Raw genomic sequence first — 23,113 nt, 5'->3', positions numbered from 1 at the left:
GCCTGGTGGTCATGGACCAGGAGGGCGGGCGCGGTGGTGCCCGTGGTGCGGCCGCCTCCCGCAGGTCGCAACTCTCCGTCGTGCGTTGACACTCGCATTTGCGCCTGCGGAGGAACGTTCCCTCGGTCGGAAGCGGTGTGGATCACAGAGCTACCCGCCCGCGTATTGAGACGGCGCTGCCCCTGCACCACCTAGATGGTGTGGGGGTAGCGCCATGGGCAAGGGCGTATAGCTGAATTGGGGCACGCGGAGGGCACGACAGGCCCCGAGAGGTCTAGACAACGACGAAGGCCCTGGTCTCTGACCAGGGCCTTCGTTCAAGAGCGGGTGACGAGAATCGAACTCGCGCTCTGAGCTTGGGAAGCTCATGTTCTACCATTAAACTACACCCGCACAACGGATCTTGATCCGTTCCGCATCGCAGCATACTCTACCCCATCCGAGCCCGCCCTGGACGCCGCCTCGGCATGTCCGGGGCCGGGGACCCCCGAAGGCTGTGCGACGGAGGGGAGTTGGGGCGTAACCTCGGTACCCGGAGCGCCGCGCAGGGCACTGTCCGAGCCATCCCTTAATGTGACCCTTCGTCCGCATTTCGCTGGGAAGGGGCCCGATGGACTTGATGGAGCGCACCGTCGTCCGCTGTGCCGAGGGGCACGTGTTCGCCACCGCTTCGTTTCCGATGCAGCAGCTGGGGCCCGAGCGGCTCGGGCCCGGGCGGCTCCTGCGGTGCCCCCGCTGTGCGCGGCTGAGGCACGCGGTGCCCGTGGCGCCGGAGCCGGCGCGGGAGCGCCGGCAGGCGTAGGCGGGGGCCGGCGGGCCTCCCGAGCGGGGCCCGCCGGCCCGACCGGCGAGGGTGCGGGGCAGTGTCCGATTGGGGACGTCCCGAACGTCCTGCGTATCCTCGGGACGTGCTTCTCTCAGACAAGGACATCCGGGCCGAGATCGACGCCGGGCGGGTGCGCATCGACCCGTACGACGAATCCATGGTGCAGCCGTCGAGCATCGATGTGCGGCTGGACCGCTACTTCCGGGTGTTCGAGAACCACCGCTACCCCCACATCGACCCGGCGGTCGAGCAGGCCGACCTGACCCGCCTCGTGGAGCCCGAGGGCGACGAGGCGTTCATCCTGCACCCGGGGGAGTTCGTGCTGGCGTCGACGTTCGAGGTGATCTCCCTCCCCGACGACATCGCCTCACGGCTGGAGGGCAAGAGTTCACTCGGCCGCCTCGGCCTCGTGACCCACTCGACGGCCGGCTTCATCGACCCCGGCTTCTCCGGGCACGTCACACTGGAGCTGTCGAACCTGGCGACACTGCCGATCAAGCTGTGGCCGGGCATGAAGATCGGGCAGCTCTGCATGTTCCGGCTGTCCTCGCCCGCCGAGGCCCCGTACGGCAGCGAGCGCTACGGGTCTCGGTACCAGGGACAGCGGGGGCCGACGGCCTCCCGGTCCTTCATCAACTTCCATCGGACCCAGGTGTGAGGGCGGACGCATGAGCGAGGTACGCGAGAACCTGACGTACGAGAAGTTCGGCGGCGCGATCCGCGAGCTCGCCCAGACGATCGCCGACGACGGCTACGAGCCGGACGTGGTGCTGTCGATCGCCCGCGGCGGTGTCTTCGTGGCCGGCGGCCTCGCGTACGCCCTGGACTGCAAGAACATCCACCTGGTGAACGTCGAGTTCTACACCGGCGTGGGCACCACGCTGGAGATGCCGGTGATGCTGGCGCCCGTCCCCAACGCGATCGACTTCTCCAACAAGAAGGTCCTGATCGCGGACGACGTGGCCGACACCGGCAAGACGCTGAAGCTGGTCCACGACTTCTGCCTCGACCACGTGGCGGAGGTCCGCTCCGCCGTGATCTACGAGAAGCCCCACTCGCTCGTCAAGTGCGAGTACGTCTGGAAGCGGACGGACGAGTGGATCAACTTCCCCTGGAGCGTCGACAGGCCCGTGGTCAGCAGGCAGGGCCAGGTCCTGGACGCCTGAGGCCCGCGACCCGAGCGGTCACCAGGCGCGCAGCGCCCGCACCGGGTCGGTGCGCACCGCGCGGCGCAGCGGGCGGGCGGCGCCCGCCAGCACCGCGGCGGCCGGAAGCAGCAGGGTGGCCGCGACGGTCCACGCGCCGGGAACCACCAGACCGGGCGGAAGGTGCCGGGCGAACAGCTCCAGTCCGCGCAGCCCCCTGACCGCCAGCGCGCCCAGTGCCGACCCGAGCAGCGCACCGGCCGCCCCGGCGGCGAGGCCGAGGCACCCCGCCTCCACGGCGAAGGCCGTGAGGATCTGGCGGCGGGTGTGGCCGAGCGCCCGGAGCAGGCCGACCTCGTGGATGCGCTCGCGCAGCAGCGTGCCGCCCATGCCCACCCCGGCGGCCGCGGCCACGGCCGCGAGGAGGCCGAGCATCAGCCACGACCCCCAGCGGAACAGCTCCAGCAGCAGGGGGAGCTCACGGACCCGGTCGGCGACGGCACGGGCCGAGAAGCCGTCCCGGTGGAGCCGCTCCAGCACCGGCGCGACGGCCTCGGGCCGCGCCACGACGACCGTGGCACCCGAGAATCCGCGGGTAGCGAGAAACCTCTCGGGGCTCACTCCCTCCCTGGCCGCGGCCCACTCCACCACCAGGGGAGCGGCCGCGTAGGCGGCATTGGGGCCGTCCTGGCGCCACGCGGGGTCGTAGAGGCCGACGACGGTGATCCGGTCGGCGGACGCGGTACCGCGGTTCTCCCCGGTGCGCCGGGTGTGCGCGACGTCCACGGTCCGGCCGAGCAGCCCGGTCAGGTCCTGGCCGTCCCCGACCGCGGGCAGGACCACCTCGCGGCCTCGCAGCGGGAAGACCGCGTCGCGGGACCGGTGCAGCAGCGGCGGACGCAGCGAGGGCCGTTCGGTGGTCGCGTGCAGCAGGAACGGCGGCAGGCTCTCGTCGGTTCCGCTGTCGAAGGACGCCTGGAGCAGCGGCTCGACGGAGTCCACACCCTCCAGCGCGCGGACCCCGTCGAGCGCCGTGCCGGAGAGCCGCCTGGCCCCCGGATCGTCGTGCGGTGCCTCCAGATCGATCTGCCGCAGTCCGGAGCCGGAGGCGAGAGCCGCCTCCGCCGCGTCGTCCGCGCCGCGGACGACGGCGGCGGCGGCCAGCGCCACCACGGCGCACAGGGTGAGGACCACCGCGGCCGCCAGCGTCCGGCGGCCGAAGCGGAGGGCGTTGACGGCCCCGCGGTGGACGTGGTTCACGAGGCGGCTCCCGGTGCGGGGGCGGGCCTGTACGGGAGGGCCGGGGGCGCTCCGTCGACGAGCGCTCCGTCCACCATCTCCAGGACCCGGTCCGCGCGGGCGGCGACCTCGGCGCTGTGGGTGACGAGCAGCACCGCGCAGCCGTCCTGTACGGCGGAGCGGGTCAGCAGGTCGAGGACCGCGGCCGCGGACTCGGCGTCGAGGTTCCCGGTCGGCTCGTCCGCGAGCAGCACCGCCGGCCGGTTGACGAGCGCCCGGGCCAGGGCCACCCGCTGTTGCTCCCCGGCGGACAGCTGCCGGGGCCGGTGGTCGAGCCGGTGCCCGAGGCCGACCCCGTGCAGCAGCAGCCGGGCGGGCCCGGCGCCGCGGCGCAGCCCTCCGGGGTGGGCGAGGGCCACGTTCTCCGCGGCCGTGAACTGGGGGAGCAGGTGGAAGGACTGGAAGACGAAGCCCAGGCGGTCGCGGCGCAGGGCGGAGAGCGCGGCGTCGGGCAGTCCGGCGGTGTCCCGGCCGTCGACGAGCACCGTGCCCGCGGTCGGCACGGCGAGGAGCCCGAGGGCCGTGAGGAGGCTGGTCTTGCCGCTGCCGGAACGGCCCGTGAGGGCGACCGTCCGGCCGGGCGCGAGGTCGAGCACCGCCCCGCGGACGGCGGTGACCGGGCCGCCGGGGCCCCGGTGGACGACGGTGAGCCCGCGGGCGGCCAGGACGGGTCCGACCTCCGCCGTCACCGGTCGGCCTCCGCCGGCAGGGCGCCTTCCAGCAGCGCGGTGATCCGGTACGCGGCCCGTGTTCCGGGGACGCCGCACTCGGTGTCCCGGGCGCTGTCGCGGTAGAAGGCGGAGGCCCCGGGGCAGTCGCGGCGCGCCTCCAGCAGGTCCCCGATCCGCTCGGCATCCGCCGTCCGGGGGGTCCAGCCGAGTGCGTGGGCGGCGTCGAGTGCCTCTGCCGCTTCGCGCACCGTGCCGGACCTGAGCCGCTCTTCGACCCGATGCAGCAAGTCCGCGGCCTTGGGAGGCTCGGTCAGTGCGTCGAGCCGCTCAAGCCGGTCCAACCCGTTGACCAGCAGGGTCGTTGCGTACCAGAGCTCTGGACTGGTCGGCTTCCAGGAAGCCACATCCACGGCGGTGACCTCCTCGTCGAGACTGGTCAGGATGTCGACACCGCGGTTCCACAGGTCGACGTTCTCGACGCCGACCGTGCGGGGCAGGAATCGCTTGAGCGAGGAGACGACCTCTCGGCGCTCGGTCTCGCCGACAGCAGCCCCGACCGTGTCCATCAGCACGACCCAGGCACCGTGCAGCAGCGGGTCGTGGGTTTCGGCAATCGAGGAACGCACGCCCTCCAAAGCCGTGCGCAATCGGAGGTCGTCGGCTGGAACACCGGCGACGAGACGCAGCTTGACGACCTCGTAGGTCGACGTCAGCGTGCCCTGCCGCGTACGGACGGACGACACCAGCCCGCCGGGGAGTTGGCGGCTGCGCACCCGGTCGGCGAGGTGGCCGAGTCGGTCCGCTGGTCCGTCGAGAGCACGCCAGGCACGTGCCAGGAGCGCGTCGACCTGGGCGTCGGTCGGCTCCCCTCGATTCTGGGACAAGAGGGACAGCAGGGCACTGCGGCGGCCGGGCACGTCTGTTCCGAGGCGCTCGACGAGAAGGGCGTAGTAGCACGCTTCGATGAGGTCGTCCTCGCTCAGGGGTGAGGACAGTCCGCTGCCCTCCTGCCGCCACCATGTCTCTGCCCGGCCCTCAAGGCTCTCGGGAGGCGTCTCGCCGAGGGCTGCCGCGATGTCGGCGAGGTGGTAGAGCTGAACAGGCCGATCGGGTGCCGCTCGCTCCGCAGCCTCGGCCCAGGACCGGACGGCCGAGCGTTGCGAGGCAGGCAGCTCGCTGCCGAACTGCCTCAGTGCCCCGAGGGCCCGGGAAGTGTCACCGAGGCGGGAGGAGACGTCGTTGTGCGGCGCGGCCGGATCACGGACGAACCCCTCGGCCGAGAAGGAATCGAGCAGGGCCGCCACGTCCCCCGCCGAGTGCAGGGAGCGGCCGGTCGCCGACTCGATCTCCGAAAGCCAGAGGACCGAGCGCAGGGGTTCACGCCTGATCTCCGCAGCGGCGTCCCGCCGCAGCTGCTCCGGCGTCACCGAGACCGGGACGATCGGCTTCTTCGAGACGGCCCGCAAGACCGCCAGGCCATGGGCGGACTCGTAGAGGCCGGGGCGCCCGGCCGATCCGACGGAGGCGGTGAACAGGCCGTTGTCCGCACGCAGTTGTTCGATCGCGCTCACCAGCTCGCGTTGGCGCGGAGAAAGCTGCGGCCCTTCGCCCTCCTCTGAGACGTCCAGGACGTTGCCGAGGAGTCTGAAAGAGATCAGCGCGGCCGCAAGCCCGCCGACGACCACACCGGCCACCACGTGCCTACGCACTCTGCTGGTCATGACGACCCCTCAGCCCGCACAGGCCGATGCCGTGCCCTGTACTCCCATGCGCTTGTGGTAGGTCGAGGCATGCGAGCACGTCTCGATCCCCCACACCATCGACAGGTACCCGGAGCGCGCCTGGCCAGAGAGGTCGGAGGTCCAGGTGTCGGTGTTGGTCCACTCGAAGGAGTGGGAGCCTGCGCTCCCGCTGCCCGAGACGCCCGTGCTCCCGCTGCCCACCGAGACCGAACCACCCTTGCCGGTGATCTGGGCGACGTTCTTGACCCAGCTCATCCGCTGGCGCTTGGAGCCCCGGTAGACCTTCGCCGAGGTCTTCCAGTCGCAGGCCTTCGCCCACAGGTTGCACTCCCAGGCGTTCGCCTGGAGGGTGATGCCCCGTCCGATGGTCCGCTGGGAGCTGTCGCTGATCGCCCCGGCGGTCGTCCCGTTCCCGGAGGCGAGGACGGCGAGCACCGCCGCTCCGGCGGAAAGGGACATGCGGGCTGCGCGGTTCATTCCTCCACCCCCACGGGTGTCGTGTTCCTCGTCCGGCGGGGCCGAATGTAGTGGAGCGGTATCCGCTGACCCGGCCGCCCGAAGGCGTCCCGGACGGCCGCCGCATCGTTCCTTCCGCCGGTGCGCGGGACCGGGGGAGGATCGATACGGCGGAGGAAGGAAGCGGGTCGGGCGACGCTCCTCGGGGGGTCTTCCCGGCCGCCGGCGCGACCGTGCGATCTTCACCTCTTCGGGTAACGGCACTCGTCCCGTTGCCGCAGGGAGGGTATGCGCAACCCATGAAATACCTCGTGCGCGACAAGATCTTCGCCATCGGCGACGACTACTGGATCGAGGACGAGCGCGGCCGCCACGCGTTCCTCGTCGACGGCAAGGCGCTCCGCCTGCGGGACACCCTGGAGCTCAAGGACCCGAGCGGGTACGTGCTGGTCACGCTCCGGCAGAAGCTGCTGAGCCTGCGCGGCGCGATGACGATCGAGCGGGACGGCGAGACGCTCGCCACCATCCGCCGCAAGCGGCTGTCACTGCTGCGCAACCACTTCCGGGTCGCGCTCTCCGACGGGACGGAGCTCGACGTCAGCGGCCGGATCCTGGACCGGGAGTTCGCGGTCGAGTACGACGGGGAACTCCTGGCGCACATCTCCCGGAGGTGGCTGACGCTGCGGGACACCTACGGCGTCGACGTGGTCCGCGAGGACGCGGACGCCTCGCTGCTGATCGCGGTCGCGGTGTGCGTGATCCGGATGGCGGAGCGGGAGCGCGAGGAGGACTGAACCCGCACGCGCCCCGGTCCGCCCCTTCCGGGCCGGAGCCCGGGTCAGCGGTCGTGCGGCGCGGCGAGTCCGAGGCGGCGGTCCTTCAGGGCGGGGAAGGTTTCCCGGGTCCTGGCCACCGCTTCCGGGTCGATGTCCACCGTGAGCACCTCCTCGCCGGGGCCCGCCTCGGCGAGGACGCCGCCCCAGGGGTCCACCACGATGCTGTGTCCGGCCTGCTCCACGCCCGCGTGTGTGCCGGCGGTACCGCAGGCCAGGACGTAGGACTGGTTCTCGACGGCGCGGGCGCGGGCCAGCAGCGTCCAGTGCTCCCGCCGCCTCGCGGGCCAGCCCGCGGGCACGACGAGCGCCTCCGCCCCGTGGTCCACCAGGCTCCGGAAGAGCTCCGGGAAGCGGAGGTCGTAGCAGGTGGCCAGGCCCAGGGTCAGGGCCCCGGGCAGCGGCACGGTCACCGGCTCGGTGCCGGCGCCCATCATCACGGCCTCGCCCGTGTCGAAGCCGAAGCGGTGGATCTTGCGGTAGGTCGCCGCGAGTTCGCCCGTGGGGGCGATCACGAGGGAGGTGTTGTAGAGGGTCCCGTCCCCGGCGCGCTCGACGACCGATCCGGCGTGCAGCCAGACCCCGGCGTCGCGGGCCGCGTCCGCCACGGCCGCGTAGGTGGGCCCGGTGGGGGTCTCGGCCTCGGCGTCGAACCGGCGGTAGGCGAAGGCTCCCACGGGCCAGAGCTCGGGGAGGACGACCAGATCGGCGCCGCGCTGGTCGCGGACGAGAGCGGCGACGCGTTGCCGCCGGGATTCGACCGACTCGTCCTCTTCGACCGCGATTTGCATGAGTGAGGCGCGCACACTACCACCGTCCTGGCATTGGAGCCGTCAACGCGGGCCTACGATCGTCACACGAAAGCACTGCCGGGGTGCCTTCGAGCAGCGTACTGTGCTGAGGCGGGGGGCCACCCCCGGACCCCCACGCAGAGCCGCCCGTCCCGTTTGCCCGCGTACGACCGCCGAGGGGTCCCGTGACCGTCCATCCCAGCCTCCAGAACTACGCCGATGCCTGGACGCAGTCGGTCGAGTCCATAGCCGAGCTGGTGCAGCCGCTCGTCGAGGGTGAGTGGAACCGTGTGACACCGTGCCCGGGGTGGTCCGTGCGGGATGTCGTCTCGCATGTGATCGGCATGGAGTGCGAGATGCTCGGCGACCCCCGGCCCATCCACTCGTTGCCGCGGGACCTCTACCACGTGCGCAGCGAGTTCGCCCGGTACATGGAGATGCAGGTCGACGTCCGCCGCCACCACACGGCGCCGGAGATGACCTCGGAGCTGGAGTACGTGCTGATCCGCCGGGCGCGCCAGCTGCGGAACGAGAGCCGCGCGCCCGACACCAAGGTGCGGGCGCCGCTGGGTGCCGAGCAGACGCTGGAACTGGCTTACCGGATGCGCGCGTTCGACACCTGGGTGCACGAGCAGGACCTGCGGATGACACTGGGCAGGCCGGGCGCCCTCGACTCCCCCGGCGCCCTGGTGGCCCGGGACGTCCTGATCGAGGGCCTGCCGAAGGCCGTGGCCAAGAACGCGGGGGCGCCCGCGCACTCCGCCGTCGTCTTCGACGTCAGCGGCCCCGTGGAGTTCCTGCGCACGGTGCGGGTGGACGGCGAGGGCCGCGGATCGGTGGACGGCTCCCCGTCGCTGGGTCCGCTGGTGACCTTCTCGACCGACTGGGAGACCTTCTACCGGCTGACCTGCGGGCGCGTCCGTGCCGCGGCGGTCGCGGACCGGGTCAAGGTGGACGGCGACGAGGAGCTGGGCAAGGCGATCCTGCAGGTGATCGCGGTCACTCCGTAGCGTCCGCGAGGCCGCGGCCCCGGGGTGCCGTCCCCGGTGGCCGCGGCGACCCGCCCGCGCGGGCCGCGTGTCAGGCCGGCACGTGGACGGCCTCGACCCGGCTGGCGACCAGGCGCTCCCGTTCGCGCCGGGCGCTGAGGCCGCGCAGCCGCAGTATCTGGGTGACGCCGAGGAGCTGGAGGACGAACACCGAGGCGAACGCCACCCGGTAGTTTCCGCCGGTGGCGTCGAGCAGCACGCCGACGGCGAGCAGGGTCGTCATCGAGGCCACGAAACCGCCCATGTTGACGATTCCTGAAGCGGTGCCCTGACGCTCGGGCGGGTTCGCCGGGCGGGCGAAGTCGAACCCGATCATCGAGGCAGGCCCGCAGGCTCCCAGCACGGTGCACAGGACCACGAGCAGCCACATGGGCGCCCGGTCCCCCGGGTAGCCGAGGGTCGCGGCCCACAGCAGTGCGGTGGTCGCGATGGTGCCGAGCGCCAGGGGTGCCCGCGCTGTGTGGTGGCGCGCTATGACCTGGCCGTAGACCAGTCCGATCACCATGTTGGACGCCACCACCAGGGTGAGCAGGGTGCCCGCGGTCTCACGGGTGAGGCCCTGGGCCTCCACAAGGAACGGCATGCCCCACAGCAGCAGGAAGACCATGGCGGGGAACTGGGTGGTGAAGTGGACCCACATACCGAGCCGGGTGCCGGGTTCGTGCCAGGAGGAGCCCAGTTGGCGGCGCACGGAGGCCGGGCCGGAGTGCCGGGCCGAAGGCGGTTCACCGCCCTCCGGATGGTCCTTGAGGAAGAGGAGCACCAGCGCCAGCACCACCAGACCGGCGACGGCGCTGCCCGCGAAGGTGGCAGTCCAGCCCATGCCGTGCAGCATCCGGGCGATCACCAGGGTGGAGACGAGGTTGCCGGCCATCCCGAAGAGGGCCGCGACCTGGGCGATCAGCGGGCCCTTGCGCACGGGGAACCACCGCGCGCCCAGGCGGAGCACGCTGATGAACGTCATCGCGTCGCCGCAGCCCAGCAGGGCGCGGGCGGCGAGGGCCGTCTCGTAGGAGGGGGCGAGGGCGAATCCGAGCTGCCCGGCGGTGAAGAGCACGGCCCCGATGGTGAGGACCTTCTTGGTGCCGAGCCGGTCCACGAGCAGGCCCACGGGTATCTGCATGCCCGCGTAGACCAGCAGTTGGAGGATGGAGAAGGTGGAGAGCGCCGAGGCGCCGACGTGGAAGCGGTCGGCCGCGTCGAGTCCCGCGACGCCCAGCGAGGTGCGGAAGATGACGGCGACGAAGTAGACGGCGACGCCGACGCCCCAGACGAGGGCGGCGCGCCGGCCGCCCGGGGGCTCCGCCGCCGGGGGCGGCGCGGGGGCGCCGGAGGGCTCCGCGCTCACCCCTCCTCCCCGCGCACCAGGTGCTTCACACGGCCCAGGTGGCGGCGCACGCACTCCGCCGCCCCGTCCGCGTCCCCGGCCCTGATGTACTCCAGGAGTTCGCTGTGCTCCTCCCGGTTGCGGGTGATGCGGTCCGGCAGGGCCCGCATGATGGCGACGCCCATCCGCAGCTGGCGGTCGCGCAGCTGGTCGTAGAGCTTGGAGATGATCTCGTTCCCCGCGTGGCGGACGATCTCGGCGTGGAAGCAGCGGTCGCTGGCCGCGAAGGCGGCCAGGTCGCCGGCCTCCGCGTGGCGGCGCTGCTCGCCCAGGAGTTCCTCCAGGCGGGCGAGGAGGTACGGGGGAGCCGGGACGGCCTTGCGGACGGCGAACTCCTCGACCAGGAGCCGGGTCTCGACCACGTCCGCGATCTCCTGCGCGGAGACGGCGAGGACCAGGGCGCCCTTCTTCGGGTACAGCTTGATCAGCCCCTCGACCTCCAGCTTGAGGAGCGCCTCCCGCACGGGGGTGCGCGAGACCCCGACGGCGTCGGCGAGTTCGCCTTCCGTCAGGAGGGTGCCGCCGGCGTACTCGCGGTCGAGAACGGCCTGCTTGACATGGGCGTAGACGCGCTCCGCCGCAGGGGGGCGCTTGGCCGCGGTACCGGTCGGGGTGGGGCTGGAAGCGGGCATGCACGCAGCATAGATACAACAGAGGTGCAAGGGGTATCCCCGTCCCGCGATCCGGACGGGCGGGGGGATCCGGACGGGCGGGGGGGTCCGGCCGGGCCCTCGCTCGCGGCGGCCGGCACGACGGCCCGGCGCGGGCGGACGGGAGGGACCGACGAGGCGGCCGAGCGGGCGGGGTCCGCCTTGCGGTCGGCCGTCCTCGCGCACCGCCCGCCGGGAGCGAGGGGCCCTCCGGTACGCGGAACGCCCGGCCGGGGTGGTTCCCGGCCGGGCGTTTCACGTGAAACAGGACGTCGGTCCCGTCAGGACCCCGGGTCTCCTCGGAGACCCCTGGATCCCGTCAGAGCCTCAGGCCCAGGTGATCAGCCGCTTGGGCTGCTCCAGGACCGCCGCGATGTCCGCGAGGACCTTGGACCCGAGCTCACCGTCGACGAGGCGGTGGTCGAAGGAGAGCGCCAGGGTGGTCACCTGCCGCGGCTTGACCTTGCCCTTGTGCACCCAGGGCTGGAGCTTGATCGCCCCGACGGCGAGGATCGCGGACTCCCCCGGGTTGAGGATCGGGGTACCGGTGTCGACGCCGAAGACGCCGACATTGGTGATCGTCACCGTGCCGCCCTGCATGGCGGCCGGGGTGGTCTTGCCCTCACGTGCCGTCGCGACCAGGTCGCCGAGGGCCGAGGCCAGCTCGGGCAGGGTCTTGTCGTGCGCGTCCTTGATGTTCGGCACGATCAGACCGCGGGGGGTGGCCGCGGCGATACCCAGGTTGACGTAGTGCTTGAGCACGATCTCCTGGGCGGCCTCGTCCCAGGCCGCGTTGACCTCCGGGTTGCGTCTGATCGCGACGAGCAGCGCCTTGGCGACCAGCAGCAGCGGGTTCACCCGCAGCCCGGCCATGTCCTTGTCCGCCTTCAGCTCCTCGACGAGCTTCATGGTGCGGGTGACGTCGACCGTGACGAACTCGGTCACGTGCGGGGCGGTGAAGGCGCTGCCGACCATGGCCGCCGCCGTCGCCTTGCGGACCCCCTTGATCGGGACGCGGGTCTCACGGGCGCCCGCGGTGACGGGGACGGCCTCGGGAGCGGGCGCGGGAACGGCCTCGGCCGCGGGGGCAGGTGCCGGGGCGGCGGCCGCGTGGACGTCCTCGCGGGTGATGATGCCGTCCGGCCCGGTGGGGGTCACCGTCGCCAAGTCGATGCCCAGGTCCTTGGCCAGCTTGCGCACCGGCGGCTTGGCCAGCGGACGCGGGCGGTCCTCCGGGGCGGCCGGAGCGGCACCGTGGCCGTTCATCTCGGCCTGGATCGCCGCCGCCGCGGACTGCTCCGGGGCCGGCGCCGCCTGCTTCCGCGGGCGCCGCTTGGTCGAGGACTCGGCGACCCCGTAGCCGACGAGGACAGGCTGGCGGCCCTTGGGCTTCTCCTCCTCCACCTCCTCCGCCGGAGCGGCGGGAGTCGGCACCGAAGCGGCCGGGGGCGCCGCGGCCGCCGGCTCCTCGGCCGGACCGGACCCGGGGGCCACGTCGATGGTGATGATCGAGGTACCGACGTCGACGGTCGTCCCCTCGCCGAAGCGCAGCTCGTGCACCACGCCGTCGTAGGGGATCGGCAGCTCGACGGCCGCCTTCGCGGTCTCTACCTCGCATACGACCTGGCCGTCGGTGACGGTGTCACCGGGCTTGACGTACCAGCTGAGGATCTCGGCCTCGGTGAGCCCCTCGCCCACGTCGGGCATCTTGAACTCGCGGAAGCGCACGGAAGTGTCTGCGGTCATGGTCTCGGCACCCCTCTCAGTACGCGAGCGAGCGGTCGACGGCGTCCAGCACCCGGTCCAACCCGGGGAGGTACTCCTCCTCCAGGCGGGCCGGCGGGTAGGGGGCGTGATAGCCGCCCACCCGCAGCACCGGGGCCTCCAGCTGGTAGAAGCACCGTTCGGTGATCCGGGCCGCGATCTCCGCGCCCGAACCGTAGAAGACCGGGGCCTCGTGGACCACGACCAGTCGACCGGTCCTGGCGACCGAGGCCTGGACGGTGTCGAAGTCGATCGGCGACATCGAGCGGAGGTCGACGACCTCCAGCGACTTGCCCTCCTCCTGGGCGGCCGCGGCCGCCTCCAGGCAGACCTTCACCATCGGGCCGTAGGCCGCCAGGGTCAGGTCGGAGCCCTCGCGGGCGACCCGTGCCGAGTGCAGGGGACCGGGGATGGCCTCGGTGTCGACCTCGCCCTTGTCCCAGTAGCGCCGCTTCGGCTCGAAGAAGATCACCGGGTCGTCGCTCTGGATGGCCTGCTGGAGCATCCAGTAGGCATCGGAGGCGTTGGACGGGGAGACCACCTTCAGGCCCGCCACGTGGGCGAAGAGGGCCTCGGGGGACTCCGAGTGGTGCTCTACCGCGCCGATGCCGCCGCCGTAGGGGATGCGCACGACGACGGGGAGCTTGACCTTGCCCAGCGCGCGGGCGTGCATCTTGGCCAGCTGGGTGACGATCTGGTCGTACGCGGGGAAGACGAACCCGTCGAACTGGATCTCCACCACCGGGCGGTAGCCGCGCAGGGCCAGCCCGATCGCGGTGCCGACGATGCCCGACTCGGCGAGCGGGGTGTCGATGACCCGGTCCTCGCCGAAGTCCTTCTGCAGCCCGTCGGTGATACGGAAGACGCCACCGAGCTTGCCGACGTCCTCACCCATGATCAGGACCTTGGGGTCGGTCTCCAGGGCCTTGCGCAGCGACTCGTTGAGCGCCTTGGCGAGGGGAAGCTTCTGTACGGCCATGGCTTACTTGCCCTCCTCGGCGAACGACGCCTGGTAGGCGGCGAACTCGGCGCGCTCCTCGTCGACCAAGGCGTGCCCGTCGGCGTAGGTGTGGTCGAACATGGCCATGTCGTCCGGGTCGGGCATGGCGCGGACGGCCTCGCGCACACGCTTGGCGAGGACGTCGCTCTCCTCCTCCAGGGAGGCGAAGAACGCCTCGTCGGCGAGGCCCTCGTTCTCCAGGTAGGTGCGCAGGCGCAGGATCGGGTCCTTGGCCTCCCAGGCCGCCCGGTCCTCGTCGTGCCGGTAGCGGGTCGGGTCGTCGGAGGTGGTGTGGGCGCCCATGCGGTAGGTGAACGCCTCGACCAGGGTGGGGCCCTCGCCCCGCCGGGCGCGCTCCAGCGCGGAACGGGTCACGGCCAGGCAGGCGAGGACGTCGTTGCCGTCCACGCGGACGCCCGGGAAACCGTAGCCCTGGGCGCGCTGGTAGAGCGGCACCCGGGTCTGCCGCTCGGTCGGCTCCGAGATGGCCCACTGGTTGTTCTGGCAGAAGAACACCACGGGGGCGTTGTAGACCGCGGAGAAGGTGAAGGACTCCGCGACGTCGCCCTGGCTGGACGCCCCGTCGCCGAAGTACGCGATCACGGCCGAGTCGGCGCCGTCCTTGGCCACGCCCATGGCGTAGCCGGTGGCGTGCAGGGTCTGCGAGCCGATGACGATCGTGTACAGGTGGAAGTTGTTGGTGTTCGGGTCCCAGCCGCCGTGGTTCACGCCGCGGAACATGCCGAGCAGGTTCGTCGGGTCCACCCCGCGGCACCAGGCCACACCGTGCTCGCGGTACGTCGGGAAGACGTAGTCGTCGTCGCGCAGCGCACGCCCCGAGCCGATCTGGGCGGCCTCCTGGCCGAGCAGCGAGGCCCACAGGCCCAGCTCGCCCTGGCGCTGGAGGGCCGTGGCCTCGCCGTCGAAGCGGCGGGTCAGGACCATGTCCCGGTACAGCCCGCGCAGCTCGTCGGCGCTGAGGTCGATCTCGTAGTCCGGGTGCTCGACCCGCACGCCCTCGGGCGTGAGCAGCTGTACGAGCTGGGGCTCGGAACTCTGCGGCTTCTTCGCGGCGCTCACGCGCTTGCTGCTGCGTCGCGGTTTGCGCGCGGCAGTGCTCTCCACGGTCACGTGCGTGCTCCTCCGTCGGTCCGGCCCCCGGGGTCCGCCGGTGTGGCCAGTGCGGCTCGCCCGATGTCCGTGCCCACCGTACGGGGGTTGTGTACGGCAGACCGGGAACCGGGCTGACAGGTGCCCCGGCGAATGCCCTGCCATAGGCACGTTACCCAGTGTGGCGCATTACTGCGAAACCCCATTTGACCTGCGTTTTTGCTTGGATTTCCAAGTAAATCCAGGAAGTGGGGAACAACCACTGGTCACAGCCCTGCGGGTGCCGGAACAGGGGGCACGTTATCCCGCGCACCCCGGGCACGGGAAGAGCCGATGTGTGAGACTTCCCGAGTGACCGAAGAAGGAAAAATCACGGTATTCCTGCTCGACGACCACGAGGTCGTACGGCGCGGGGTCCGCGAGCTGCTCTCGATGGAGCCCGATATCGAGGTCGTCGGGGAGGCGGGCACGGCGGCGGAGGCCCTGGTCAGAGTCGCGGCGACCACACCGGACGTGGCCGTGCTCGATATCCGGCTGCCCGACGGAAGCGGCGTGGAGGTCTGCCGGGAGATCCGTTCGCAGAACGAGAACATCGCCTGCCTGATGCTCACCTCCTTCTCCGACGACGAAGCCCTGTTCGACGCGATCATGGCCGGGGCCTCGGGCTATGTGCTCAAGGCGATCCGCGGTGACGAGCTGCTGGGTGCCGTGCGCGATGTGGCGGCCGGCAGGTCGCTGCTCGACCCGGTGGCGACCGCGCGGGTGCTGGAGCGCCTCCGCGACGGCGGCAGGCCCCGGGACGACGAGCGGCTGGCGAACCTCACGGAGCAGGAGCGCAGGATCCTGGACCTGATCGGCGAGGGGCTGACCAACCGGGCGATCGGCGAGCGCCTCCACCTGGCCGAGAAGACGATCAAGAACTACGTGTCCAGCCTGCTGGCCAAGCTGAACATGCAGCGCCGCTCCCAGGCCGCCGCCTATGTCGCCCGGCTCCAGGCGGAGCGCGAGCACCTCCTCTGAGCACGCCCCTGCGCCCGGCCGGGACCCGGCAGCGGCGGCGCGCGGCGACCGCGGAGGAGGCGGCGAGCGGCCCACGGGCCGTGCCCGGCTCGTCGTGCGGCGCGAGGCGGACCAGCCGATACGGGACCTTGGTCCCACGCCGAACAAGGACCGGCGACCCTTCTGCGGGCCCCCGCGGGTGGCGGACAGTGGACGCCATGTCCACCGACCAGGCCCAGGCCATCGACCTGCTCTCCCGTGTCCGCTACGGGCGGCTGGCCACGAGCGTGCGGGCGATGCCCTTCGTCGCCCCGGCCCGCCATCTGGTGGACGACGGGGCCGTCCTGCTGCGGATGCACTCCCGCCTCAGCGACCACCGCGCCTGCAGCGGCAGCGTGGTCGCCTACAGCGCGGACAACCTGGAGTCGGGTGCGTCGACCCTGTGGTCGGTGCAGTTCACGGGGACGGCGCGGATCGACTCCCCCACGGCGGAGCAGCTGGCGGCCTTCGGCCCCGCACCGCGGCGGATCAACGGGGAGGAGTACATCCCCGTCTACCTGCGCATCGCCCCGCGCTTCGCCACCGTGCACACCCTGGAGCACTCCGAGGCCACCTGAGCGGCCGCGGGGCGGCGGCCGGGGCGCCGGCCACCCGAGCCCGCTCCGGGCCGGAGTCACGGCGACACGCTGAGTGATCTAACATTTGGCATGTGCCGCGCTCATCTGTCGTCGCCCTTCCCGGTGATCCCGCTCCTCCCACTGCCTTCGCTCCTCCCGGTGACGACCGGCCCCCACCCGGTGGACGGAGCCGTGTCCGCCGGCCCGTCCCCTCCGCCAGAACCACCCCCTCGGGTGATCCCCTCCCTCCCGTCGGCCGCCTGCTGCGCCGCTACCCGGGGGCCGGGGAACCGCTCTCCTGCCGCCCGGTGACCCTCGGACTGCTCAACCGCGGCTACCGCCTGTCCACCACGCGCGGCGTCTACTTCCTCAAGCACCATCTGGACGGCGACCGGGCCGCCATCGCACGCCAGCACACGGCCACCTTCCGGCTCCAGGCACTCGGTGTGCCCGTCGCACCCCCGGTGGAGGACGGCGGCGGCGCGACGGTGGCCGTCCTGGGCGGGCACTGCTACGCGCTCCACCCCTGGGTCGACGGGCGGCACCGCTACGGCGCCGAGCTGACCGCCGCCCAGTCCCGGCGGCTCGGTTCGCTGCTCGGCACCGTGCACACCCGTCTCGCCGAGGTGATGGCCCCCGCGGCGGACCTGCCGGACGCCCACACCAGCGCCGACCCCGAGGAGACCTTCGCCCTCATCGGGACCCTGCTGCGGTTGGCCCGGTCCGCCCGGCCCCGGGACTCCTTCGACACCCTGGCCGAGCACCGGCTCCTCCAGCGCAGGGTCCTGCTCGCCGAGCACGCCGGGCGCAGACCGCCGCCCGGGGGCGGCGGAGGCTGGGTGCACGGGGACTTCCATCCGCTGAACCTGCTCTACCGGGGCGCCGAGCCGGCGGCGATCGTCGACTGGGACCGCCTGGGCGTCCATCCCCGGGCCGAGGAGGCCGTACGGGCCGCGGCGATCTTCTTCGTCCAGCCGGCGGGGGAGCTGGACCTGCCGAAGGTGCGCGCCTACGCCCGCGCCTACCGGCGGGCGGCCGGGGCGGACGCCGCCGAACTGGCGGCGGCGGTGCACCGGGTGTGGTGGGAACGGCTCAACGACTTCTGGATACTGCGCTGGCGTTACGAACTCCAGGACCGAAGGGCCGACCCGCAGTTTCCCGCGGTGTCGGCCCTGGTGGTCTGGTGGACGCGCCGCTACGCGGCCGTGCTCGACGCCTTCACCCGCTGAGCGCCGACGCTCCGCCCCGGCGGTCCCGGGACCGCCGGCCGCGCCCCGGACCGGTCCACCCGGCCGGAGGGCGTGCGCCCTCGGCCGGCGCCGGGCACCTGCCGCGTGCGGCCGTCAGCTGGTGGTGACCCCGCCCTCCGTGTCACCGCTGCCGCCCGAGCCGGTGGTCGTCCCGCCACCGGTGGTGGTCCCGCCACCGCCGGTGGTGGTCCCGCCACCGGACGCGGCGCCGCCCGAGCCGCTGCCGGTGCCGCCGGCGGTGTCGGTCGGCGGGTCCTCCGGGTCCTCGCCCGGGTCGGAGGGCGCGGGGTCGGAGGGCTCCGCCGAGTCGGAGGGCGTGGGCTCGCCCGCGCTGGGGGTCGGCTCGGTGCTGGGCGTCCAGGACGGCGTCCAGGAGGGCGTCCAGGAGGGCTGCTGGTGGTTGCCGCCCGTGTCGGTGTCCGGCTCGCCGGTGGGAGCGGTCTCCTCCTGCGTGGGCGTGGGGGACTCCTGCGGCACGGACGGCGATTCGGAGGTCGTCTTGCCGTCCTGCGGCGTCTCCGCGGTGTCCCTGGCCGCGTTGACGGCGAAGGCGATACCGGCGACGACCGCGACGACCGCCAGGGCGGCCATCAGCCACACCTTGGTCCGGGGTCCGCCCCCCGGGCCGTGCGGGGAACCGTCGTAGCCGCCGTCGTCCGGGTTGGACGGCGGCAGGATGGGGCCCTGGTGGGTCTCTCCGTGGGCCGGGTAGGCGGCGGTCGGACCGGTCATGCCCTGCACCCGGGTCGCACCCGAGTCGTAGACGCCCACCGGTCCGGTGTTCCAGCCGCCGCTGTGCCCGCCGCTCTGCTGGAGCATCTGGAGCGCGTACTGGACCAGCCCGCGCATCTCCTCGGCGCTCTGGAAGCGGTCGTCCGGGTCCTTCGCCAGCGAACGCATCACCAGGCCGTCCAGCTCCGGCGGCACGCTGGAGAGCACCTCGGACGGCGGCCGGGGGATGTCCTGGACGTGCTGGTACACCACCGACAGCGGCGTCTCGCCGGTGAACGGGGGCCGCAGCGCGAGAAGTTCGTAGAGCAGGCAGCCCGTGGCATAGAGGTCGGAGCGGTGGTCGACGGCCTTGCCGAGCGCCTGCTCGGGCGAGAGGTACTGAGGCGTGCCCATGACCATGCCGGTCTGGGTCATCGTCGACTGTGCGCCGTGCAGGGCGCGGGCGATGCCGAAGTCCATCACCTTCACCGCACCGGAGTGGGTGATGATGACGTTCGCCGGCTTGATGTCGCGATGCACGATGCCGTGCTGGTGCGAGTAGGCCAGGGCCTCCAGCACACCGGAGACGATGATCAACGCCTGCTCCGGCGGCGGGGCTTCGGCGTTGACGAGCAGGTCGCGGATGGTGCGGCCCTCGACGAGCTCCATCACGATGTAGGGCACCGTGCGGTCCCCGACGACGTCCTCGCCGGAGTCGTAGACGGCCACCACCGCATGGTGGTTGAGCCCGGCCACGGACTGCGCCTCACGGGTGAAGCGGGCCTTGGAGACCGGGTCCTCGGCCAGGTCCGCGCGCAGCAGCTTCACGGCGACGGTGCGTCCGAGCCGTACGTCCTCGGCCGCGAAGACCTCGGCCATGCCGCCGCGGCCGAGACGGTGCGTCAGCCGGTAGCGGCCGTCTCCGACCAGTCCGCCGTCGCCCCAGGCATCCGAGGACTCCGGCACTCCGCCGCCTGCTTCGGGTTCGGGTGCCATCAGTCCTCGCCGTCGTATCCGTCCGCGTGCGTGCTGCGCGTTGCGGGATGAGCCATGTCCTCGGGATGCTGTGCCACGTCACGCTACAGCCTTCGCGCGGCACACCGGTCTCGAAGGAGACCGGCCATCAAACCGCCCCTCGCGCCCGGCACGCAAATCCCGCACCGCCCTGTAACGCTTCCGCGACGCTTGTTGCGCGTACGGTCACGGAACGGGTGCCCGGCTTGACGTGTCGGTGCCCTCGGGCAGACTTGGCCCGTACATCCGGATTCAGCCGCGGCACCGCATCCCGGGCGGCCCGCCGCGCGCACGGGGGGAAGCAACACATGAGCCAGGACGGCGCACAGGGCCGCTACGCGGGCGGTTCGGTGGCAGGCGGCCGGTACCAGCTTCGCGACCTGCTCGGCGAAGGGGGCATGGCCTCCGTCTACCTGGCCTACGACACGGCGCTCGACCGTCAGGTCGCCATCAAGACGCTCCACTCCGAACTCGGCCGCGAGCAGTCCTTCCGCGAGCGGTTCCGGCGCGAGGCACAGGCCGTGGCCAAGCTGTCGCACACCAACATCGTGTCGGTGTTCGACACCGGCGAGGACACCCTCGACGGCAACCTGATGCCGTACATCGTCATGGAGTACGTGGAGGGCCGCCCCCTCGGTTCCGAGCTCGCCGACGACGTGCGGCAGTTCGGCGCGATGCCCGCCGACAAGGCCCTCAAGGTCACGGGCGACGTGCTGGCCGCCCTGGACGCCAGCCACGAGATGGGGCTGGTCCACCGCGACATCAAGCCCGGCAACGTGATGGTGACCAGGCGCGGCGTGGTCAAGGTGATGGACTTCGGCATCGCCCGCGCGATGCAGTCGGGCGTCACCTCGATGACGCAGACGGGCATGGTCGTCGGCACCCCGCAGTACCTCTCCCCGGAGCAGGCCCTCGGCCGCGGTGTCGACGCGCGCTCCGACCTGTACTCGGTCGGCATCATGCTGTTCCAGCTGCTGACCGGCCGCCTTCCCTTCGATGCGGACTCGCCCCTCGCCATCGCCTACGCGCATGTGCAGGAGGAGGCGGTGGCGCCGTCCACGATCAACCGCTCCGTCACTCCCGCGATGGACGCGCTCGTCGCGCGCGCCCTGAAGAAGAACCCGAACGAGCGCTTCCCGAACGCCTCGGCCATGCGTGAGGAGTGCGCACGGGTCGCCGCGGCCGGGCAGAGCGTGGCGCCCCTGATCATCAGCGGTGCCGGCCCGGCGAACAGCGGCTCGGGCGTCGGCTCGGCGGTCTTCCCTCCGCTGGACCAGTCGGCGCCCGCCCCGCAGGGTGTGCAGACCCCGTACCAGCCCGGCGCCTACGGACCGGCCACACCGGCGCCGGCGGCGGCCCCCGCGCCGCACTACGGCTACCCCACGCCCGCCGCCTACCAGCCCGCTCCCGGCACCCCGACCCCTCCGCCGTACTCGCTCGCACCCCAGCCGGCGCCCGCGGGCGGCGGGAGCGGCAAGCGGAACATGCCCCTGATCGTCGGCGCCGTCACCGTGGCCCTGCTCGCGATCGGCGGACTGGTCACGGCCCTGTCGCTGAAGGGCGACGACTCCGGTGACGACGCCGGAGGCGGGGCGGAGTCCAGCGCCAGCGCCGAGGCCGCGGAGGAGGGCGACTACAAGGGCCCCGAGCGGTACCGGACGATCAAGGCGACCAAGTGCTCCGACGCGCCCGAGGGGTACAACGACCCGTCGAAGGTCCAGGCGCCGAGCTTCGTCTACAAGGACATCCTGTCGGTGAAGGAGTGCGCCGACACGATGGGCTGGAAGATCGAGGAGCGCCCGAAGGCCAGCGCGCAGTGGGGCGACGGCATCGTCGTCTCCCAGTTCCCCCTGGCCGACACGGAGATCTCCGAGGACAACGCGTCCTTCATCCTGGAGGTCTCCACCGGCTATCCGGAGTAGCCCCGCCGCGGACGGAGCAGGGGGTGCCCCGGCGCCCCGACCCGGCCCCGCCACGCCCCCGACCGGCCGCACGGCTATCGGTCGCGCCATGCCGCCGCACCTCCGACACGCGACCAGGATGCCGGGATTGCCCCGCTATGTGACGCTGATCCCGTCCTTCGGCGTCTCGGCACGGGAGGGGTCCCGCGGTGGCTCCAGACCTGAACGCACGGTGCGCGGTCGCCGCCGCCTCGCTGCTGCTCCTCGCCACCGGCCTCACCGGCACCGCCACCGCCCGCGCGGACACACCCGCGCGCCCCTCCGGGCAGGCACCAGCGGCCCGGCCGGACGAACCACCCCGGGCCTCCCCGCACGCTCCGCACCCCTCCTCCGGCGCCCGCCCTCCGGCCGCCCCCGGCCGTACGCCGCACGAGCACCCCGGACACCCCTCCTCCGGCGCCCGGGAGGCCGGTGCACCGGCCGCCACCCTGGGACCGGGACTCCCCGGCCGCGGCCCCTGGCTGCGCCCGGTGGACACCGCGAGGCTGGAGTCGGCGGCACCGCCCTCCCCCTCGCTGGCCGGGCGGCAGGCAGGTGAGGGGCGGCTGAGACCGGGCAGGAAGCCGTCCACCGCCTCGGCGGACAACGGCTCACCGGCACCGTCCCGCACCCCCCGCGGCGCGGCGGAGGAATCCGCCGCCTCCCCGCCGCACGCCACACGGCCGTCCGGGGACGTGACGCGGTCCGGCGGGGACCGCGAGGGGGGCGGCGGGACACCGGAGGGGCCGAGCCCGGCCGTCCGTCCCGGGGAGGACAAGGCGAGCGAGGACCGGGCGCCCTCCCGGACCGCCTCGGGCCCGCCGGCCGAGCAGCGGCCGTCGGCCGGGGCCGCCGCCAGGGACCAGGGCCCGCCCGGCCTTCCCGGCCCGCCCGCCCGGCAGATCTCCCCCGCCTCACTCGGTGTCGGGCTGGCCCTGATGGGCCTCGGCATCGGCTTCCTCGGGGTGCGGCTGCGGCGGCGCTGAGCGTCCGCCTCCTCCTCAGGAGGGACCCGCGAGGTCCCCCGTACGTCGGTTGCCCCGTGCGGCATACCCGGTATACATACTGAGTATGTCCATCCGCCACGGGCTTCTCGCCCTCCTGGAGCCGGGCCCCCGGTACGGCTCGCAGCTCCGCTCCGCATTCGAGTCCCGCACCGGGGCCACCTGGCCCCTCAACGTCGGCCAGGTCTACACGACCCTCAACCGCCTGGAACGCGACGGCATGGTCGTCCAGGAGGGCGCGGACGAGGCGGGGCACGCCCTCTACGTCATCACCGAGCAGGGCCGGAGCGAGCTGCGGGCCTGGTTCGCCACCCCGGTGGACCGGGCCAACCCGCCGCGCGACGAACTGGCGATCAAGCTCGCCATGGCCGTCGGCACCCCCGGGGTGGACATCCGGGCGGTGATCCAGTCCCAGCGGCACCACACCGTGAAGGCCATGCAGGACTACACGCGGCTGAAGGCGCAGGCGCTCGCGGCGATCGAGGGCGGCGGCTCCTCCGAGCGGGACGACATCGCCTGGCTGCTCGTGCTGGAGCAGCTGATCTTCCAGACCGAGGCGGAAGCCCGCTGGCTCGACCACTGCGAGATGCGGCTGATCCGCCTCTCCGCCGCGGCAGGGCCCGCGGCGCCCGCGGGCCCGGAGGCTCCGCGGGCAGCGGCCGACTCCGGGAGCACGGCCACCGCCCGGACGCGCCCCGGCGACGGGGCGGCGGAGCCCGCCGTGCCGACGGGGCGGCGCGGCACCCGGGGCCCGTTCCGGCGGTAGCGCCGTCGCCCGGGGCGGGCGCCCGTCACGGCCCGCCGGGCCCACGACCAGTGGCCGTCACCCGCCCCGGTACGGGCCGGCCAGGGGCC

At 72.8% G+C, this 23,113-nt stretch carries 22 protein-coding genes and 1 tRNA gene; 11 read left to right on the top strand and 12 right to left on the bottom strand.

The window, feature by feature from the left end; genetic code table 11:
* Positions 1 to 322 precede the first annotated feature (322 nt).
* Positions 323 to 393 (bottom strand) — tRNA-Gly (locus NPS70_RS03145).
* 217 nt (positions 394 to 610) lie between these two features.
* Here NPS70_RS03145 and NPS70_RS03140 point away from each other — a divergent pair.
* The 3 genes from NPS70_RS03140 to NPS70_RS03130 all read left to right on the top strand — a co-directional run bounded on the left by NPS70_RS03140 (position 611) and on the right by NPS70_RS03130 (position 1,992).
* A complete protein-coding gene (locus tag NPS70_RS03140) occupies positions 611 to 802 on the top strand; it encodes a hypothetical protein (protein WP_256522371.1) in 192 nt (63 codons plus the stop codon).
* Between the two features lie 106 nt (positions 803 to 908).
* Positions 909 to 1,484: a dCTP deaminase gene (dcd, locus tag NPS70_RS03135; RefSeq protein WP_256522370.1), complete on the top strand. Its 576-nt coding sequence runs from the start codon at positions 909 to 911 to the stop codon at positions 1,482 to 1,484.
* 10 nt (positions 1,485 to 1,494) lie between these two features.
* Positions 1,495 to 1,992, top strand: a complete 498-nt coding sequence (locus NPS70_RS03130; protein WP_256522369.1) for a phosphoribosyltransferase — start codon at positions 1,495 to 1,497, stop codon at positions 1,990 to 1,992.
* A gap of 18 nt (positions 1,993 to 2,010) precedes the next feature.
* Here NPS70_RS03130 and NPS70_RS28670 read toward each other — a convergent pair whose 3' ends face one another.
* Genes NPS70_RS28670 through NPS70_RS03110 form a run of 4 tightly spaced genes read right to left on the bottom strand, consistent with a single transcriptional unit; the run spans position 2,011 to position 6,142 of the window.
* Positions 2,011 to 3,231, bottom strand: coding sequence for an FtsX-like permease family protein (locus NPS70_RS28670; protein ID WP_256522368.1), 1,221 nt, complete (start codon positions 3,229 to 3,231; stop codon positions 2,011 to 2,013).
* Positions 3,228 to 3,959, bottom strand: a complete 732-nt coding sequence (locus NPS70_RS03120; protein ID WP_256522366.1) for an ABC transporter ATP-binding protein — start codon at positions 3,957 to 3,959, stop codon at positions 3,228 to 3,230. Before NPS70_RS03120 ends, NPS70_RS28670 begins: the two co-directional genes overlap by 4 nt.
* Complete coding sequence (locus NPS70_RS03115; protein ID WP_256522365.1) at positions 3,956 to 5,662, bottom strand: hypothetical protein; 1,707 nt, start codon at positions 5,660 to 5,662, stop codon at positions 3,956 to 3,958. Before NPS70_RS03115 ends, NPS70_RS03120 begins: the two co-directional genes overlap by 4 nt.
* 9 nt (positions 5,663 to 5,671) lie before the next feature.
* Complete coding sequence (locus NPS70_RS03110) at positions 5,672 to 6,142, bottom strand: hypothetical protein (protein WP_256522364.1); 471 nt, start codon at positions 6,140 to 6,142, stop codon at positions 5,672 to 5,674.
* Between the two features lie 296 nt (positions 6,143 to 6,438).
* Between NPS70_RS03110 and NPS70_RS03105 the strand changes: the two genes are divergently transcribed.
* Positions 6,439 to 6,933 (top strand): LURP-one-related/scramblase family protein, encoded by a 495-nt coding sequence (locus NPS70_RS03105; protein WP_256522363.1) that lies wholly within the window; start codon positions 6,439 to 6,441, stop codon positions 6,931 to 6,933.
* A 44-nt stretch (positions 6,934 to 6,977) separates the two neighbouring features.
* On the opposite strand, the gene NPS70_RS03100 is transcribed toward NPS70_RS03105, so the two are convergent.
* Positions 6,978 to 7,778, bottom strand: coding sequence for a carbon-nitrogen family hydrolase (locus NPS70_RS03100; protein ID WP_256522362.1), 801 nt, complete (start codon positions 7,776 to 7,778; stop codon positions 6,978 to 6,980).
* A 170-nt stretch (positions 7,779 to 7,948) separates the two neighbouring features.
* Between NPS70_RS03100 and NPS70_RS03095 the strand changes: the two genes are divergently transcribed.
* Positions 7,949 to 8,773, top strand: coding sequence for a maleylpyruvate isomerase family mycothiol-dependent enzyme (locus NPS70_RS03095; RefSeq protein ID WP_256522361.1), 825 nt, complete (start codon positions 7,949 to 7,951; stop codon positions 8,771 to 8,773).
* A 70-nt stretch (positions 8,774 to 8,843) separates the two neighbouring features.
* Here NPS70_RS03095 and NPS70_RS03090 read toward each other — a convergent pair whose 3' ends face one another.
* The 5 genes from NPS70_RS03090 to pdhA form a co-directional block, all read right to left on the bottom strand.
* Positions 8,844 to 10,160, bottom strand: coding sequence for an MFS transporter (locus tag NPS70_RS03090; protein WP_256522360.1), 1,317 nt, complete (start codon positions 10,158 to 10,160; stop codon positions 8,844 to 8,846).
* The gene (locus NPS70_RS03085; protein ID WP_256522359.1) at positions 10,157 to 10,831 is read right to left on the bottom strand and encodes a GntR family transcriptional regulator; all 675 of its coding nucleotides are present in this window, start codon (positions 10,829 to 10,831) and stop codon (positions 10,157 to 10,159) included. Before NPS70_RS03085 ends, NPS70_RS03090 begins: the two co-directional genes overlap by 4 nt.
* Before the next feature lie 345 nt (positions 10,832 to 11,176).
* Complete coding sequence (locus NPS70_RS03080; protein WP_256522358.1) at positions 11,177 to 12,595, bottom strand: dihydrolipoamide acetyltransferase family protein; 1,419 nt, start codon at positions 12,593 to 12,595, stop codon at positions 11,177 to 11,179.
* A gap of 16 nt (positions 12,596 to 12,611) precedes the next feature.
* Positions 12,612 to 13,592 (bottom strand): alpha-ketoacid dehydrogenase subunit beta, encoded by a 981-nt coding sequence (locus NPS70_RS03075; RefSeq protein WP_256522357.1) that lies wholly within the window; start codon positions 13,590 to 13,592, stop codon positions 12,612 to 12,614.
* A gap of 3 nt (positions 13,593 to 13,595) precedes the next feature.
* Positions 13,596 to 14,744, bottom strand: a complete 1,149-nt coding sequence (gene pdhA, locus NPS70_RS03070) for a pyruvate dehydrogenase (acetyl-transferring) E1 component subunit alpha (RefSeq protein WP_256522356.1) — start codon at positions 14,742 to 14,744, stop codon at positions 13,596 to 13,598.
* 330 nt (positions 14,745 to 15,074) lie between these two features.
* Between pdhA and NPS70_RS03065 the strand changes: the two genes are divergently transcribed.
* From NPS70_RS03065 to NPS70_RS03055, 3 genes are all read left to right on the top strand, one after another.
* Entirely contained in the window at positions 15,075 to 15,743 is a 669-nt protein-coding gene (locus NPS70_RS03065) for a response regulator transcription factor (RefSeq protein WP_308314972.1), read from the top strand.
* Between the two features lie 197 nt (positions 15,744 to 15,940).
* Positions 15,941 to 16,339: a pyridoxamine 5'-phosphate oxidase family protein gene (locus NPS70_RS03060; protein ID WP_256522354.1), complete on the top strand. Its 399-nt coding sequence runs from the start codon at positions 15,941 to 15,943 to the stop codon at positions 16,337 to 16,339.
* Between the two features lie 260 nt (positions 16,340 to 16,599).
* Positions 16,600 to 17,568, top strand: a complete 969-nt coding sequence (locus NPS70_RS03055; protein ID WP_256522683.1) for a phosphotransferase enzyme family protein — start codon at positions 16,600 to 16,602, stop codon at positions 17,566 to 17,568.
* A 114-nt stretch (positions 17,569 to 17,682) separates the two neighbouring features.
* On the opposite strand, the gene NPS70_RS03050 is transcribed toward NPS70_RS03055, so the two are convergent.
* Positions 17,683 to 19,296 carry a protein kinase gene (locus tag NPS70_RS03050; protein WP_256522353.1) on the bottom strand — a complete coding sequence of 538 codons (1,614 nt, stop codon included), beginning with the start codon at positions 19,294 to 19,296 and terminating at the stop codon, positions 17,683 to 17,685.
* A 326-nt stretch (positions 19,297 to 19,622) separates the two neighbouring features.
* Here NPS70_RS03050 and NPS70_RS03045 point away from each other — a divergent pair, with 326 nt between their 5' ends.
* The 3 genes from NPS70_RS03045 (at position 19,623) to NPS70_RS03035 (ending at position 23,024) form a co-directional block, all read left to right on the top strand.
* Complete coding sequence (locus NPS70_RS03045; protein ID WP_256522352.1) at positions 19,623 to 21,236, top strand: protein kinase; 1,614 nt, start codon at positions 19,623 to 19,625, stop codon at positions 21,234 to 21,236.
* Between the two features lie 188 nt (positions 21,237 to 21,424).
* Positions 21,425 to 22,240: a hypothetical protein gene (locus NPS70_RS28445; RefSeq protein ID WP_305885387.1), complete on the top strand. Its 816-nt coding sequence runs from the start codon at positions 21,425 to 21,427 to the stop codon at positions 22,238 to 22,240.
* A gap of 85 nt (positions 22,241 to 22,325) precedes the next feature.
* On the top strand, positions 22,326 to 23,024 hold the full coding sequence (locus tag NPS70_RS03035) for a PadR family transcriptional regulator (protein ID WP_256522351.1): 699 nt from the start codon (positions 22,326 to 22,328) through the stop codon (positions 23,022 to 23,024).
* Positions 23,025 to 23,113 lie beyond the last annotated feature (89 nt).

The organism is Streptomyces sp. C10-9-1, from assembly GCF_024497955.1.
Classification (GTDB): Bacteria; Actinomycetota; Actinomycetes; order Streptomycetales; family Streptomycetaceae; genus Streptomyces; species Streptomyces sanyensis.
Note: the sequence above shows the minus strand (reverse complement) of the source record. Positions and strands in the feature narration are given on the sequence as shown.